Origin of the sequence: Sporosarcina sp. Marseille-Q4943 (assembly GCF_943736995.1) — a bacterium.
In the GTDB taxonomy this organism is placed as follows: Bacteria; Bacillota; Bacilli; order Bacillales_A; family Planococcaceae; genus Sporosarcina.
The window spans coordinates 395,988-410,290 of sequence record NZ_OX031157.1; the positions used below are offsets into that span (position 1 = coordinate 395,988).

General features: G+C 45.4%; 15 protein-coding genes. All 15 read right to left on the reverse strand.

What is annotated here, in order from left to right:
• Positions 1 to 195: 195 nt before the first annotated feature.
• The 15 genes from trmFO to rpsP all read right to left on the reverse strand — a co-directional run bounded on the left by trmFO (position 196) and on the right by rpsP (position 14,298).
• The gene (gene trmFO / locus NIT04_RS10800) at positions 196 to 1,515 is read right to left on the reverse strand and encodes an FADH(2)-oxidizing methylenetetrahydrofolate--tRNA-(uracil(54)-C(5))-methyltransferase TrmFO (RefSeq protein WP_252503616.1); all 1,320 of its coding nucleotides are present in this window, start codon (positions 1,513 to 1,515) and stop codon (positions 196 to 198) included.
• A 24-nt stretch (positions 1,516 to 1,539) separates the two neighbouring features.
• Complete coding sequence (gene topA, locus NIT04_RS10805; protein WP_252503617.1) at positions 1,540 to 3,621, reverse strand: type I DNA topoisomerase; 2,082 nt, start codon at positions 3,619 to 3,621, stop codon at positions 1,540 to 1,542.
• A 173-nt stretch (positions 3,622 to 3,794) separates the two neighbouring features.
• On the reverse strand, positions 3,795 to 4,679 hold the full coding sequence (gene dprA, locus NIT04_RS10810) for a DNA-processing protein DprA (RefSeq protein WP_252503618.1): 885 nt from the start codon (positions 4,677 to 4,679) through the stop codon (positions 3,795 to 3,797).
• A gap of 70 nt (positions 4,680 to 4,749) precedes the next feature.
• Entirely contained in the window at positions 4,750 to 5,652 is a 903-nt protein-coding gene (sucD, locus tag NIT04_RS10815; RefSeq protein ID WP_252503619.1) for a succinate--CoA ligase subunit alpha, read from the reverse strand.
• Positions 5,653 to 5,670: 18 nt separating this feature from the next.
• On the reverse strand, positions 5,671 to 6,831 hold the full coding sequence (sucC, locus tag NIT04_RS10820; protein WP_252503620.1) for an ADP-forming succinate--CoA ligase subunit beta: 1,161 nt from the start codon (positions 6,829 to 6,831) through the stop codon (positions 5,671 to 5,673).
• A 127-nt stretch (positions 6,832 to 6,958) separates the two neighbouring features.
• Complete coding sequence (locus NIT04_RS10825; protein ID WP_252503621.1) at positions 6,959 to 7,258, reverse strand: EscU/YscU/HrcU family type III secretion system export apparatus switch protein; 300 nt, start codon at positions 7,256 to 7,258, stop codon at positions 6,959 to 6,961.
• Complete coding sequence (locus tag NIT04_RS10830) at positions 7,255 to 9,192, reverse strand: hypothetical protein (protein ID WP_252503622.1); 1,938 nt, start codon at positions 9,190 to 9,192, stop codon at positions 7,255 to 7,257. The genes NIT04_RS10825 and NIT04_RS10830 overlap by 4 nt, the downstream gene beginning before the upstream one ends.
• A 7-nt stretch (positions 9,193 to 9,199) precedes the next feature.
• Complete coding sequence (locus NIT04_RS10835) at positions 9,200 to 9,970, reverse strand: ribonuclease HII (RefSeq protein ID WP_252503623.1); 771 nt, start codon at positions 9,968 to 9,970, stop codon at positions 9,200 to 9,202.
• Between the two features lie 109 nt (positions 9,971 to 10,079).
• Complete coding sequence (ylqF, locus tag NIT04_RS10840) at positions 10,080 to 10,958, reverse strand: ribosome biogenesis GTPase YlqF (protein WP_252503624.1); 879 nt, start codon at positions 10,956 to 10,958, stop codon at positions 10,080 to 10,082.
• 18 nt (positions 10,959 to 10,976) lie between these two features.
• The gene (lepB, locus tag NIT04_RS10845) at positions 10,977 to 11,534 is read right to left on the reverse strand and encodes a signal peptidase I (protein WP_252503625.1); all 558 of its coding nucleotides are present in this window, start codon (positions 11,532 to 11,534) and stop codon (positions 10,977 to 10,979) included.
• A gap of 137 nt (positions 11,535 to 11,671) precedes the next feature.
• On the reverse strand, positions 11,672 to 12,016 hold the full coding sequence (gene rplS, locus NIT04_RS10850; protein WP_252503626.1) for a 50S ribosomal protein L19: 345 nt from the start codon (positions 12,014 to 12,016) through the stop codon (positions 11,672 to 11,674).
• 346 nt (positions 12,017 to 12,362) lie between these two features.
• Positions 12,363 to 13,109, reverse strand: coding sequence for a tRNA (guanosine(37)-N1)-methyltransferase TrmD (gene trmD, locus NIT04_RS10855; RefSeq protein ID WP_252505080.1), 747 nt, complete (start codon positions 13,107 to 13,109; stop codon positions 12,363 to 12,365).
• A complete protein-coding gene (gene rimM / locus NIT04_RS10860) occupies positions 13,109 to 13,624 on the reverse strand; it encodes a ribosome maturation factor RimM (protein WP_252503627.1) in 516 nt (171 codons plus the stop codon). The genes trmD and rimM overlap by 1 nt, the downstream gene beginning before the upstream one ends.
• A 152-nt stretch (positions 13,625 to 13,776) precedes the next feature.
• Positions 13,777 to 14,010 (reverse strand): KH domain-containing protein, encoded by a 234-nt coding sequence (locus NIT04_RS10865; RefSeq protein WP_252503628.1) that lies wholly within the window; start codon positions 14,008 to 14,010, stop codon positions 13,777 to 13,779.
• Positions 14,011 to 14,025: 15 nt separating this feature from the next.
• A complete protein-coding gene (gene rpsP / locus NIT04_RS10870; protein WP_060209070.1) occupies positions 14,026 to 14,298 on the reverse strand; it encodes a 30S ribosomal protein S16 in 273 nt (90 codons plus the stop codon).
• Between the last annotated feature and the right edge of the window lie 5 nt (positions 14,299 to 14,303).

Genomic DNA, 14,303 nt, shown 5'->3' on the forward strand with positions numbered 1-14,303 from the left:
CCACGATTCACTATAACGTAAATTATATTGTTACGGCAACAAAATCGCCTTAGGTTGTCTGACCTCTACTGTAAATTTGGACACATAATGTTCATTTTTTAGGAAATGCACCTTCGGATTGCCGTATAGGAGGCGTACCAAAGGCGTTAAAAAGCTGCACGATGCGGATTTAATCCGTCATGTGCAGCTTGCACTTTATACGAGTACCGCCGATTGAAATTGCTCTAACGCTTTGAATGCACGTTCAGCATGTTTCTCTGCCCGTTCGACTTTGGACTTGATTCGCTCGCCTAATTCTGGGAACAGTCCAAAATTGATATTCATCGGTTGGAAGTTTTTGGAGTCGGCTTCAGTAATATATCTAGCCATACTTCCTAACGCGGTCTCTTCGGGAAATTGGATCGGCTCTTTGCCCAATGCCAAGTTTGCAGCATTGATTCCGGCAATCAAACCGGAGCCGGCCGATTCTACATATCCTTCGACACCAGTCATTTGACCTGCAAAAAAGATATTACTATTCTCTCTAAGTTGATACGTTGAGTTCAGGACACGCGGTGAGTTGATGAATGTATTTCGGTGCATGACCCCGTACCTGACGATTTCAACATTTTCAAGACCTGGTATTAATCGAAGCACCTCTTTTTGTGCTCCCCATTTCATATGCGTCTGGAATCCGACAATGTTATATAACGTGCCTGCAGCATCATCTTGTCGCAATTGGACGACCGCTTTCGGGCGTTTGCCTGTTTTCGGATCTTCCAATCCGACCGGCTTCATCGGTCCGAATAAGAGAGTTTTCTCTCCACGGCGGGCCATCACTTCAACCGGCATGCATGCTTCGAAATACACTTCCTTCTCAAATTCCTTCAAAGGAGCCACTTCCGCATTGATCAGTGCTTCATGGAATCGTTTAAATTCCTCTTCATTCATCGGGCAATTCAAATAGGCGGCCTCAGCTTTATCATATCTAGACTTCAAATATACTTTATCCATATCGATGGAGTCCTTCTCCACAATCGGAGCTGCAGCATCGTAGAAATATAGATATTCCTCGCCTGTTAATTTTCGGATTCGCTCCGCCAATGCCGGTGATGTCAACGGTCCGGTTGCAATGACTGTAATTCCTTCCATCATCCCGTCCAAGTCCGTCACTTCTTCATTGATGACTTCAATTAACGGGTGGTTTCTGATCTTATCTGTCACATTGCCCGCAAATTCGTGGCGATCGACTGCTAGTGCTCCTCCAGCTGGGACAGCGCATGTGTCAGCGGCGCTAATGATGAGGGAGTTGAGCCTGCGCATCTCTTCCTTAATAACCCCCACCGCATTCGTCAAGTTGTTCGCTCTCAAAGAGTTGCTGCAGACGAGTTCCGCAAACTTATCAGTATGATGAGCGGGTGTCTGCTTCACCGGTCTCATTTCATATAAACGGACTTGAACTCCGCGGGAGGCGATTTGCCAAGCTGCCTCACTTCCCGCAAGTCCCGCTCCGATGACGTTTACGATTGGTGTCATTCAGCCAACCTCTTTTCCATCTTCTTATTCTTGTGCATCTTCTTTGTAGTCACATTCCGTACATTGAATTTGCACACCTTTTTTCAGCCTTTTTTCAACTAATGTATTTTGACATTTCGGGCAAGGTCTAGCTATCGGTTTATCCCAAGATACATATTCACACTCAGGATATCTGTCACAGCCATAGAAAATCCGTTTCGTTTTGCTCTTCCTCTCGACGACCTGCCCTTCTTTACATGACGGGCAAGTGACACCAATCGGCTTGATGATTGCTTTTGTATTTCGGCAATCCGGGAAATTCGAGCAAGCCATGAATTTTCCATATCGGCCCATCTTAAATACCATAGGCGAACCGCATTTCTCACAATCTTCGCCGGCTGGCTCGTCCTTGATCTCAATTTTCTCCATCTCTTCGTCAGCGACTTTTACGTGCTTCTCAAATTCTTTATAAAATTCATCGATGACTTGGACCCATTGGATTTCCCCTTCTTCGACATTGTCAAGATTCTTCTCCATTTCGGCAGTGAATTCGATATTGATAATGTCAGGGAAGTATTGGTTCACCGCTTGATGGACGATTTCTCCTAGTTCTGTCGGAACGAACCGTTTGGCGTCCAACGTGACGTACCCTCTTTTTTGAATCGTATCTAGAGTAGGCGCATATGTTGACGGTCGTCCGATCCCAAGCTCTTCAAGCGTCTTGACAAGACGTGCTTCCGAATATCTTGGAGGCGGTTGCGTGAAGTGCTGCTTCGGATCAATATCGCTCCCTTTCACGTGCTCCCCTTTTTCAAGCGGCGGCAGGATACGGTCCTTTTCCTCTTCCTGATCATCTTCTCCTTCGATATAGACTTTCATGAAGCCTGGAAATTTAACTTCTGAACCGGTTGCCCTGAATTTGATTTCGCCATTCATAAGATCCGCTGTGACAGTATCAAGCACTGCAGGAGCCATCTGACTGGCAACAAATCGTTCCCATATCAATTTATATAGTCTGAGCTGATCACGTGTTAAAAACGCTTTCATCGCTTCAGGCGGCCTCATGACGGACGTCGGTCTTACCGCTTCATGCGCGTCTTGCGTATTAGCCGATTCCTTCGCCTTTGCTTTTGCCTTGGACGTGGCGATGAACTCCTTGCCATACATCTTTTCGATAAAGGAAAACGCTTCATCCTTGGCACTTTCTGAAATCCGCGTGGAATCCGTTCTCATATACGTTATGAGACCGACAATGCCCTCTTTACCGATATTGATCCCTTCGTAAAGCTGTTGGGCAAGCATCATCGTTTTTCGAGCACGGAAATTCAATTTCCGAGCCGCTTCCTGTTGCAAAGAAGATGTTGTAAATGGAGGTGCAGGATTCCTTCTTCTTTCCTTTTTGACGACATTGACGATTTCAAATTCATCGCCGGACATCTTGGATAGGACTTCATCGACTTGCTGTTTATTTTCCAGCTTCAATTTCTTCGACGCATCGCCATAGAAAGAAGCCTCGAATGTTTTTCCATCTTTGCTGAACCGTCCGACAATGCTCCAATATTCTTCCGGTATGAATGCCTTTATTTCATTCTCCCGGTCAATGATCAATCGCAAAGCGACCGATTGCACACGCCCGGCGGACAATCCCTTCTTCACTTTCTTCCAAAGGATCGGGCTAATATTATAGCCTACGAGTCTATCCAATATCCTTCTAGCCTGTTGGGCATCCACCCGATTCATATCGATCGGCCTTGGGCTTTTGAATGATTCCTTTATGGCATCCTTCGTGATTTCATTGAAAACGACACGGCAATCCGAATTGATGTCTACACCCAATTGATGTGCCAAATGCCACGCAATTGCTTCCCCTTCCCTGTCGGGGTCAGCCGCGAGAAAGATTTTCTTCGCTTTTTTCGCATCTTTTTTCAATTCTTGTAGAATAGGACCTTTTCCGCGTATCGTGATGTATTTCGGTTCATAATTATTTTCTGTGTCCACGCCCATCTGACTGCGCGGTAAATCTCTTAAATGTCCGATGGATGCACGGACCTTATACTTTTTCCCTAAATAACGCTCAATTGTTTTCGCCTTGGCGGGCGACTCAACAATTACTAAATAATCTGCCATTTTTCATGTTCCTCCTCATAGAGGTTCCCTTTTTACTTATCTGTTGGGCATGCTCTTATTATTCTAGCCCATTTCAGATCCGGTGTATCCGGATGTAAAAGAATATCTGTTGCAAAATGTATAACAGATTTCATTTAAAATCAACCTTTTCAATAAAAGGGATGTTTTTCCCTCTATAGGAATGAGCTGTTTTCAAGCGCCTGAAAGCCGTTCCAGATAGGTTTTGCACCTTGTTCAATCAATTTATTCGGCCCAAGTGATAAAGACGATGTGATTGGGCCAGGAACTGCATATATAGCCTTCCCATGCTCGAGCGCATGATCGACAGTGCTCATCGTTCCACTCTTTTCTTCCGATTCTGTAATGATGACAGACTCCGACAAGCCACTGATAATTCTGTTCCTCATCGGAAATGTCCATCTGGCAGGTCTCATATAAGGAGGATATTCCGTCAGCAACAAATGATGTTCAGCCAGTTTTTCCGCGAGGCCTCTGTTTTCGTACGGATATAAATGGAATAGCCCATGTCCAAGGACAGCAATCGTTTTTCCGCCAAAATGGATGGCCGACTCATGCGCCATCGTGTCCGCTCCTTTCGCAAGGCCGGAAACGATCACAGCTCCACGATCGACAAGAGGCGGAACGATGAATGAAAGCGCTCTCTTTGAATAGTCGGTCGCTTTTCGGGAGCCGATAATTGCAACTTTCATAGATGCATCCAAAATTGTTGGATCACCTTTCACATAAAGGACGGTTGGAGGGTCTACAAGCCATTTCAACGGCTTCGGGTAAGCCAGGTTCGTAATAGGTATAGGGATGATGTTCTCTCGATGATAAAGAAGAGTAAAAGGGGTTTGTTCGTGTTGTTGAAGCTGTTCATTCAGGCGGGCTGCTTTTTGTTCGGGGATTTGCAGCAGTCTTCCTAGATTGTCTGTACCATAATTGAACAGGTTGCGAAGATCGGGGTCCATCTTCAATAGTTCTGCCATTTTATTAAATGGGACGGGATATACATAATGCAATGCTAGTAGCCTTCTGTCGACGTCAGTCAGTTTCACGTCATTCCTCCTTCAATTCAAAAGTATGAAAAGAACAGCATGCAGTGTACACTGCATGCCGTACTGATTCTTAATGAGTTTTACATTTTTCGTAAAGCCCTTTATCCTTGAGGACTTTGATAAGCGTTTCACCGATAACCGATGGCGTGTCAGCTACTTCGATTCCTGCAGCGTTCATCGCCTTGATTTTTTCAGCAGCTGTACCTTTACCGCCGGAAATGATTGCGCCAGCATGGCCCATACGTTTTCCTGGAGGCGCAGTTTGACCGCCGATGAAGCCGACAACAGGTTTCGTCATGTTCGCTTCCACCCATTCAGCAGCTTCTTCTTCTGCCGTACCGCCGATTTCACCGATCATGACGACCGCATATGTTTCCGGATCTTCGTTGAATTCTTTTAGTACGTCGATGAAGTCTGTCCCATTTACAGGGTCTCCGCCAATTCCGACAGCAGTCGTTTGGCCGATGCCTGCTTGAGAGAGCTGATGAACAGCTTCATACGTTAATGTTCCTGAACGTGATACGACGCCTACATGGCCTTTTGTATGGATGTAGCCAGGCATGATGCCGATTTTACACTCATCGGATGTGATAACGCCCGGGCAGTTCGGTCCGACTAGGCGTGTTTTCTTGCCTTCCATATAGCGTTTCACTTTCACCATGTCCAGAACCGGAATATGTTCTGTAATGCAGATTGCCATATCCAATTCAGCATCGACAGCTTCCAAAATTGCATCTGCTGCAAACGGAGCCGGAACGTAGATGACGGAAACGTTAGCACCTGTAGCTTTTACAGCTTCTTCAACCGTATTGAAGACAGGTACTCCTTCAACTTCTGTTCCGCCTTTGCCCGGTGTTACACCGCCGACGATTTTTGTACCATACTCAAGCATCTGTTTCGTATGGAAAAGTGCAGTTGAGCCTGTAATACCTTGTACAATCACTTTTGTATCTTTATTAATATAAATTGCCATCGTTTGTCCCTGCCTTTCTTAGCCTACGAGTTCAACAATCTTTTGTGCACCGTCTGCCATTGTGTCAGCAGCGATGATGTTTAAACCTGATTCATTCAATAGCGCTTTACCTCTGTCTACGTTTGTACCTTCCAAACGTACAACGAGCGGCACTTCAAGGCCTACTTCTTTCGCGGCAGCAATGACACCTTCTGCGATTACGTCACATTTCATGATGCCACCGAAAATATTGACAAAGATTCCTTTGACTTGTTCGTCAGAAAGGATTATTTTGAATGCTTCTGTAACTTTTTCAGCTGTAGCACCGCCCCCAACGTCAAGGAAGTTAGCCGGTGATCCGCCATAGTAATTGATTGTATCCATCGTAGCCATCGCAAGACCTGCACCGTTCACCATGCAGCCGATGTTGCCATCAAGGGATATGTAGCTAAGGTCATATTTGGAAGCTTCGATTTCCTTTGGATCCTCTTCGTCAAAATCGCGTAATTCGACGATATCTTTATGTCGATATAATGCATTGTCATCGAAATTGAATTTCGCATCCAATGCCAATACATCGTCATCGCCTGTAATGACAAGTGGATTGATTTCAACGATTGATGCGTCTTTTTCTACAAATACTTGATAGAGTCCTAGCATGAATTTCGCAGCTTTATTCACAAGATGTGTAGGGATGTTCATATTGAATGCCATACGGCGTGCTTGGAAGCCTGTCAGGCCGACAATCGGATCAACAACTTCTTTGAAGATCTTTTCCGGTGTCTCTTCAGCGACTTCCTCGATGTCCATTCCGCCTTCTTCAGACCCCATAAGTGTTACACGATCTGTTGCGCGGTCGACGACAAGGCCTAGATAATATTCTTTTTTAATATCGGATCCTTCTTCGACGAGAAGTCGTTTCACTTCTTTTCCTTCAGGGCCTGTTTGATGGGTTACAAGGGTTTTGCCAAGAAGCTCTTTTGCATACTCGCGCACCTCGTCAAGATTTTTAGCGATTTTAACACCGCCTGCTTTACCACGCCCGCCAGCATGGATTTGCGCTTTGACGACGATCACGTCAGTACCGAGTTCTTTTGCTGCTTTTACAGCTTCATCGGGAGAGAAAGCTACCCGACCGTTTGAAACAGCAACACCATAATCTCTGAGTAGCTGCTTCCCTTGATATTCATGGATATTCATCTTACATCCTCCAATCGAACTTGTAGCTCATAATTTACTGCCTTATCCATTGTAGTAAAGATGTCAAATAATGTCCACAATTGATATTGCCATATAAGCATTTTTTGATATTTTTTGATAGTTTTCGTCATTTTCCCCTATTATTCTTACGTGAACTGTGCTCCCGATCCACGTGATAAATGTATGCAAAAACTTCAGCAACGGCTTGGTATAATTGTTCCGGAATCGTTTCGTCCACATTGAGCTGCCCTAACAATTCGACCAATGTCGGATCCTCCTGTATCGGAACATCATGTTCTTTCGCCTTAGCCAAAATATTCTCTGCAATTTCCCCTTTTCCTTTTGCGACAACTTTCGGAGCATCCCCGGCATTCGGATCATAGGACAACGCGATCGCTTCTTTACGAGTATGTTTTTGCTCTGTCATATCCGAAAGTCAACTCCAACATGATCCGTCATCATCCCATTCCGCCTTTTCGATTCCTTTATTCCCTCTTCTTCAAAATTTTTAAAGGTGACTCCCGATAATTGATAATTAACAGATTCAAGCCCATTTCTTAATTTACCCTGCAAAACATTACCAATTTCCCTCAACTGATTTTCTTGATTGAAAATTGTTACCGCGACGACCCGATTTTGAACTTGCATATCGACGACTGTCTTTTTGATGGAATCCAACTCTAAATAAAATAGGATTCTTGCAAAATCTGCATCAATCTTTCCATCAGCCTTCTTCCTACCGTTCCATTGGATCGTTGCGTCAATCCGTTTACCGAGGAGTTCAAGAGGCAACTGCATGATAATTTGTTGGTTCAATCCAGCATCGCCGGATTGTATGAGTGTGCCATTCATTCTGGTGACAATTGCCTCAGCGGCATCACGCAATGCCGGAGAAACTGCACTGTCATGCAACAGAGCGACCAGTTGAGGTTTCAACATGTCCATCGTCCTTCCGATGTCCACATTTCTCTGCATCAACCCCGCTTCATAATTGAACCCAAGCGATTTGAATAGGCTTTGCATCGCATCTTTCATTACCTTGCCGTCAATCGCTTGTTCGACAGCTGTTTGAGCGCCTTGAACCAGCTCTTTTGTGACCGGCAAGGATGATTGCTCCATCGCCCGAAACAGCTCAGGAAGCTTGATACTAACGTTTTCCGGATGCAAAGTTTTTGTAAAACCGGTTGTAACGTCCGCCCGAAATGGCGTGGATTGGTTTTGTTCCATAATCATACGGATAATCATTTTACTTACCTGTTCACTGACTGGAGAGTTTTTTATTTCGTGAGTGGGTGTTCTTTCCAACTCCTCTAACAGGCCGGTCAGATGCAGCTTAAATGGCTGTTGCAGGACAGCGTTGTTTTTAATCATATCTTTCAGCTGTTCAAGCCTCATATCCAGTCCGCTTGAAGCTTCGGAAGGTTCAGCTATCAAGACGGATTTCCACAATTCCAATAGCGTCGAGCTAGGCGTTTCCATCTGAGTCAATGAGCTCATTGCATGGGAAGCTAGCCTCCCCGATTGGAGAACGTTGCCCGCAGTACTGTCAATCATTTCGGAATGAAGCACCGTCTGCAAATTGGCAAGTGTTGCATTTTGCGGTATGATCCCTGAGCTTCTCAGTAGCTGCAACACTTGGAATCGCTCCTCCCGGGGAACGTTATCGTCTAGCAACTTTAGCATAGCACCGCTAAGCAATGCCCTTTCCGCGGCGGATGCTGCCATTCTGCCTGCATCCCCCAACGTTGCAAGCACTGCTTCTTTTATTTTGGCATGAATGCCAGTATCCCTGATGAGCGCATCCCTTAATGAATTCAGAGCATCATGCAGGCCTTCCTTCGCCTCCACCCCTAAAATCGAATTGAAGTTTGTTTCAGTAAGGGGCAGTTTCAATTCCACCAATCTCTGAATCGAATTCAATGCTTCGTTGTGCACAGACGGTTGAGCAGTTTTCAAAAGAGCTGCTGCATTAAGCAGGATCTCTCTGGAGACCGGGAGCCTCTGTTTAATAAAATGGCTCAATACACTTTGCATCTCCGGTGACTTCGGAAGTTGCATCGATTCCATCAAATTCGAAATTTGCTTCGATTGCCCATCCGTTGTCTGCAAAGGGCCTGAAACTACTTTAATTTGCAGCTCGGGGCTGACCGTTTTCACTTGAAAATAGTATGCGTCGCCAGCCTTCATGGGCACTTCCAGTTTAGCCATCAATTTATGCTCCCCGATTTGCACTTCAGCCATCTGTCCCGGGAAAAGTTGTTTGATTTGGCCATGGAACATTTGGCCTTCCCGCAATGTCAAAGGCTGAAGGGGCACAGATATGGCTTGGTTGCTCAAGCGAGGAATTGATGGATAGTTCATCTTGGGATCACCTTCCTTCCAAAATCGATTTGACAGGCTCAAACGTCTTTCTGTGGTGTTCGCATGGTCCATGCAGGCGGAGCGCTTCCACATGCTCCCCCGTACCGTATCCGACGTTCTTCTTGAAATTGTACATCGGGAATTTTTCATGAAGCCCGTCCATCAATTGATCCCTTGTTGTTTTGGCAAGGATGGAGGCCGCGGCTATTGCTAGACTTTGAGCGTCCCCTTTAATGATTGACTCCGCCCTACAGTCGACTTGAAGCTTCATGGCATCCGCCAAGACGATGTCCGGTCGAGAGTCTAGCGTGTGTACCGCAATTTCCATCGATTCGCGTGTCGCCGCATAGATGTTCATTTGATCGATTCTTTCCGCTGATTGTATATGTACTGAATAGCTGATGGCGATTTCCTTTATAATAGTAGACAATCGCTCTCTTTCTTGAAATGATAGCTTCTTTGAATCATTAAGTCCAAGCAGTTGAGGTGCCTCATCAGGCAATATGACGGCAGCACAGACGACTGGACCTGCCAACGGCCCTCTGCCGGCTTCGTCGACGCCGGCGACAAGTGACCCTTCGTGAGTTTTATAACTCGCGTCAAAATCGATCTTCTCTTGTAGCATTTGTTCCAGCTGCAGTTTCTTCTCGTAATTGCGATACCATCTTTGCAATTCTTTTTTGACGCCTGAACGATGATCGTCTTCGAGTTGTTTCATCCATGGTTTCGGGTCTGAAGTTTGTTGTAGCAGATTGGAAATTTCTTTTATCGTCTTCATTTTTTTCACCTTCTATTATGTATTACATCTATTACGTACTTTCTATTGATATCGGATCTATGTTCTGGACTTTAAATGCTTCAATAAGAAAAGGCCGATCGTCACGGGTTTATTCCGTGACGTCATCGGCCTCTTTTGATAGATCTGACGTGAAATCGAAAGTTAGCTTGCCAAGGAGCTCACTGCGGATGTCTTGGACAATCATTTCTGCCACCTTGTCATAATCGATTTCGCCACCTTGCGTATACGCCTTGCGGGACTCGCCAATTGTATCAAACACCTTTTGGATATCCTCGTCTACAGCTTTAATGCCGTAACGCTTTTCAAGCCGCTCCGGATAATGCTCCTCCAAGAAGCGAAGTCCGTAGACAGCCAAGCTTTCCATATTGACGATCGTATCTTTGATTGCACCTGTCAATGCGAGCTTATACCCGACAGCTTGGTCTTCAAATTTTGGCCAAAGGATTCCCGGCGTATCAAGCAATTCCAGTTCCTTCTCGAATTTGATCCACTGCTGCGCTTTTGTAACTCCCGGCTTATTGCCTGTCTTCGCGATATTCTTTCTAGCTAGCCGGTTAATTAAAGTCGATTTCCCAACGTTCGGGATTCCGACAATCATTGCCCGGATTGCCCCAGGTCGTATGCCTCTCTTTTTCAAGCGCTCAATTTTCGGGGCTAATATTTCCTTTGCCGCCTTCGTTACGGTTTGCAGCCCTTTCCCTTCGAAGGAATTTATCGCGACAGCCCTTATTCCTTGCGATGCGAAGTGTTTGATCCAACGCTCCGTCTCTTTCTCGTCAGCTAGGTCCATTTTGTTCAAAATGAGCAATCTCGGTTTTTGCTGGATGACTTCATCAATCATCGGATTTCTCGAAGAAAGGGGCAATCGGGCGTCAATCAATTCAAATACGATATCGACAAGCTTCAATTGTTCCGTTACTTCACGTCTTGCTTTGGCCATATGGCCCGGAAACCATTGAATGGTCATTGTAGTTCATCCCCTTCTTCATTCCACCTTGCCGAAATCACTGATCGGCCAGAATACGAATTTTGTGCTTCCTATGATTTCATCGATTGGTACTGCTCCGATATGTCTGGAATCTTTACTTTTTCGGCGATTGTCGCCCATCACGAAGACATGGTCTTCCGGGACGGTCTGCATTCCGATTTTCTCTTCCAGCGTGAAATCTTCGGTCAAAGTACCTTCTGTAATTTCTGCTTTATATTGATCAAGATATGGTTCTTCATAAGGTTGATCGTTAATGTATAGCATATCGTCCCTGTATTCCACTTTATCCCCCGGAAGGCCGATGACCCTCTTGATGTAATCTTTCTTTTCGGGCGCATGGAATACAACGATATCAAAGCGGTCGGGCTTGCCGAGCGTGTAACCGATTTTGTTGACGATCATTTTATCACCATGTTCAAGTGTTGGCATCATTGAAATCCCATCCACTACGATCGGCGTGAATAGAAATATCCGAATGATTGCCGCCAAACCGAACGCTATTAAAAGCGCTTTGATCCATTCCCAAGTTTCATTTTTCTTCTTCTCTTCATTCATCGCAAAGCCTCCTGCCAAGTCACTATCCTTATTGTACAGTCTATTCATTATGGAGGCAAAAAGAAAGGAGACCATTTTTTCTGGTCTCCTCTTTTTTAATAAGAAACAGCGGAGATTTAATCTCCGCTGTTTGGATTTTATCGAATTTCTTTGATACGTGCAGCTTTTCCGCGAAGGTTGCGAAGGTAGTACAATTTCGCACGACGCACTTTACCGCGACGAGTAACTTCAAGTTTAGCGATTTTCGGTGTGTGTACAGGGAATGTACGTTCAACACCTACACCGTTGGAGATTTTACGGACTGTGAATGTTTCACTGATTCCGCCACCACGACGCTTAATGACAACACCTTCATAAAGCTGGATACGCTCGCGCGTGCCCTCAACGATTTTCACGTGCAAGCGGACAGTGTCCCCAGGACGGAAATCAGGATGATCTGTACGAAGTTGGTCTTTTGTTACTTCTGCAATAATGTTTTGCATGTTTTTCTCTCCTTATCCACAGATGCTCTTGCACTTGTTGCCTTTGCAGCGGAACACCAGTCAGTATGCACTTCTCATAGAAGTACATAGTAGATATTATCATAATGGGACGGCATGCGCAAGTCCTAAAAGTTGATTTTCGCTACAGGCGGACGCTTTCCGGGGGGCGGGCGGTGAGCCAATCGAACCACGAAGAGTTCGATTTGCCGTATTTCTGCGATTTGTGCAGAAATTAAGGCATCCTCATCCTGCTCGCAACGCTGCGCTTGTGCTCGCAAACCCGTTCTTCGTACCGGCGTTCGCTTATCCCCCAGGAGTCGCCGCCTTTCGCTACAATCAACGGAAATTACCTACTATCGAGTTCTTCTTCATAAAGACGCTTCAAATACTTCTGTTGATGTTCAGTCAATGGAGCGTTTTCTAGTAGATCTCTTCTGCGTTCGAATGTGCGTCTTAGTGATTGTTCTTGGCGCCATTTTTCGATTTCGCCGTGGTTGCCTGATAGCAGGACATCGGGCACTTTCATTCCGTTGAAATCCGCTGGTCTTGTATATTGAGGGTGTTCGAGAAGTCCTGTTGAGAATGAATCATGGACAGGGGAATCCGTATTGCCTAAAACGTTCGGCAATAGCCTGACGACGCTGTCGATGATTGCCATGGATGCAATTTCCCCGCCCGTCAGAACGAAGTCCCCGAGCGATATCTCATCCGTGACGAGATGCTCACGGATGCGCTCGTCATAGCCTTCATAATGCCCGCAAAGGAATACAAGATGCTCTTCCTTGGAAAGTTCCTCAGCCTTCCGCTGGTCGAATCTAGCGCCTTGAGGGCACATTAGGATGACACGTGGCTTTTTGGACGTATCGAGAGCGAGTGATTCGACTGCCGCAAAGAGCGGTTCGGGCTTCAAAACCATGCCTGCCCCGCCTCCGTATGGGTAGTCGTCCACTTTATGGTGCTTGTTGCCGGAGAAGTCTCTGAAGTCGGTCACTTTGAATGAAACAGCGTTGTTTTCCTGCGCCTTCTTCATGATGGAGGAGTGGAGAACACCTTCGAACATTTCAGGAAACAGTGAAAGGACGTCTATTTTCATCATGAAAGCAGTCCTTCCATCGGTTCGATAATAATTTGCTTCTTCTCCACATCGACTTCTTTTACGACATCGTCGATATAAGGGATATAATGAGGTTTTCCCGTTTTCGGAGTCACGGTCCATACATCATTGGCACCGGTCGCCAGTACTTCCGTCACTTCTCCGATTTCTTCCCCATCGTCTGTATAAACAGTGCAGCCGATAATTTCATGGTAGTAGAATTCTCCCTCTTCCAGTTTCCCAAGCTGCTTTTCGGAGACTTTCAATATACCGTCCCTGTACTTTTCGACATCATTAATATTAATATGCCCTTCAAATGTGAGAAGGTCGAAGTTCTTATGGCGTCGATGACTTGCTACGATCAGCTTAATCGGCTTTTTTTCATTCGGCATGAATAATGAAAGTTCACTACCGACAGCATATCTTTCTTCCGGGAAATCAGTGCGTGAGATGACACGCACTTCACCGAATATTCCATGTGTGTTCACAATTTTTCCAACGTTGAACCATTGCATACAATACACCTTCCTTTTTATTGGGGACATGGATGCATTTCTTAAGTAGACAAAAAAGGAAGGAACATGAGCTCCCTCCTTTTTTGTGCTGGTTTCCCGGCAAGCTCTAGGCCTGCTTTTAGAAACCTTTTGTCATGATCGGCATACGTCGATCAATCAACAATATCAAGGTAAACTTTCTTACCGTGGCGACTTCCTGCTGCTGAATAAACAATAGTTCGTATCGCTTTTGCGACACGCCCCTGCTTTCCGATCACTTTCCCCATATCTTCAGGGTTAACGGAAAGTTTATAAGTGACACGATGATGTTGCTCATCTTTGTCGACCTGAACGTCTCCGGGATGATCGACCAAAGGTTTGACAATCGTTTCAATCAGCTGCTTCATGTCCACCCCTCCTGATTATTTACCGTATTTAGCGTTATGGAATTTCTCCATGATGCCTTGTTCTGAGAACAGGTTACGTACTGTGTCAGAAGGTTTAGCACCGTTTTGAAGCCATTTAAGAGCCAATTCTTCATCGATTTTCACTTCAGCAGGTTTTGTAAGTGGGTTGTAAGTACCTACTGTTTCGATTTGACGGCCATCACGTGGTGAACGTGAATCTGCTACAACAATACGATAGAAAGGAGTTTTCTTTGCTCCCATACGTTTAAGACGAATTTTTACTGACATTTTTT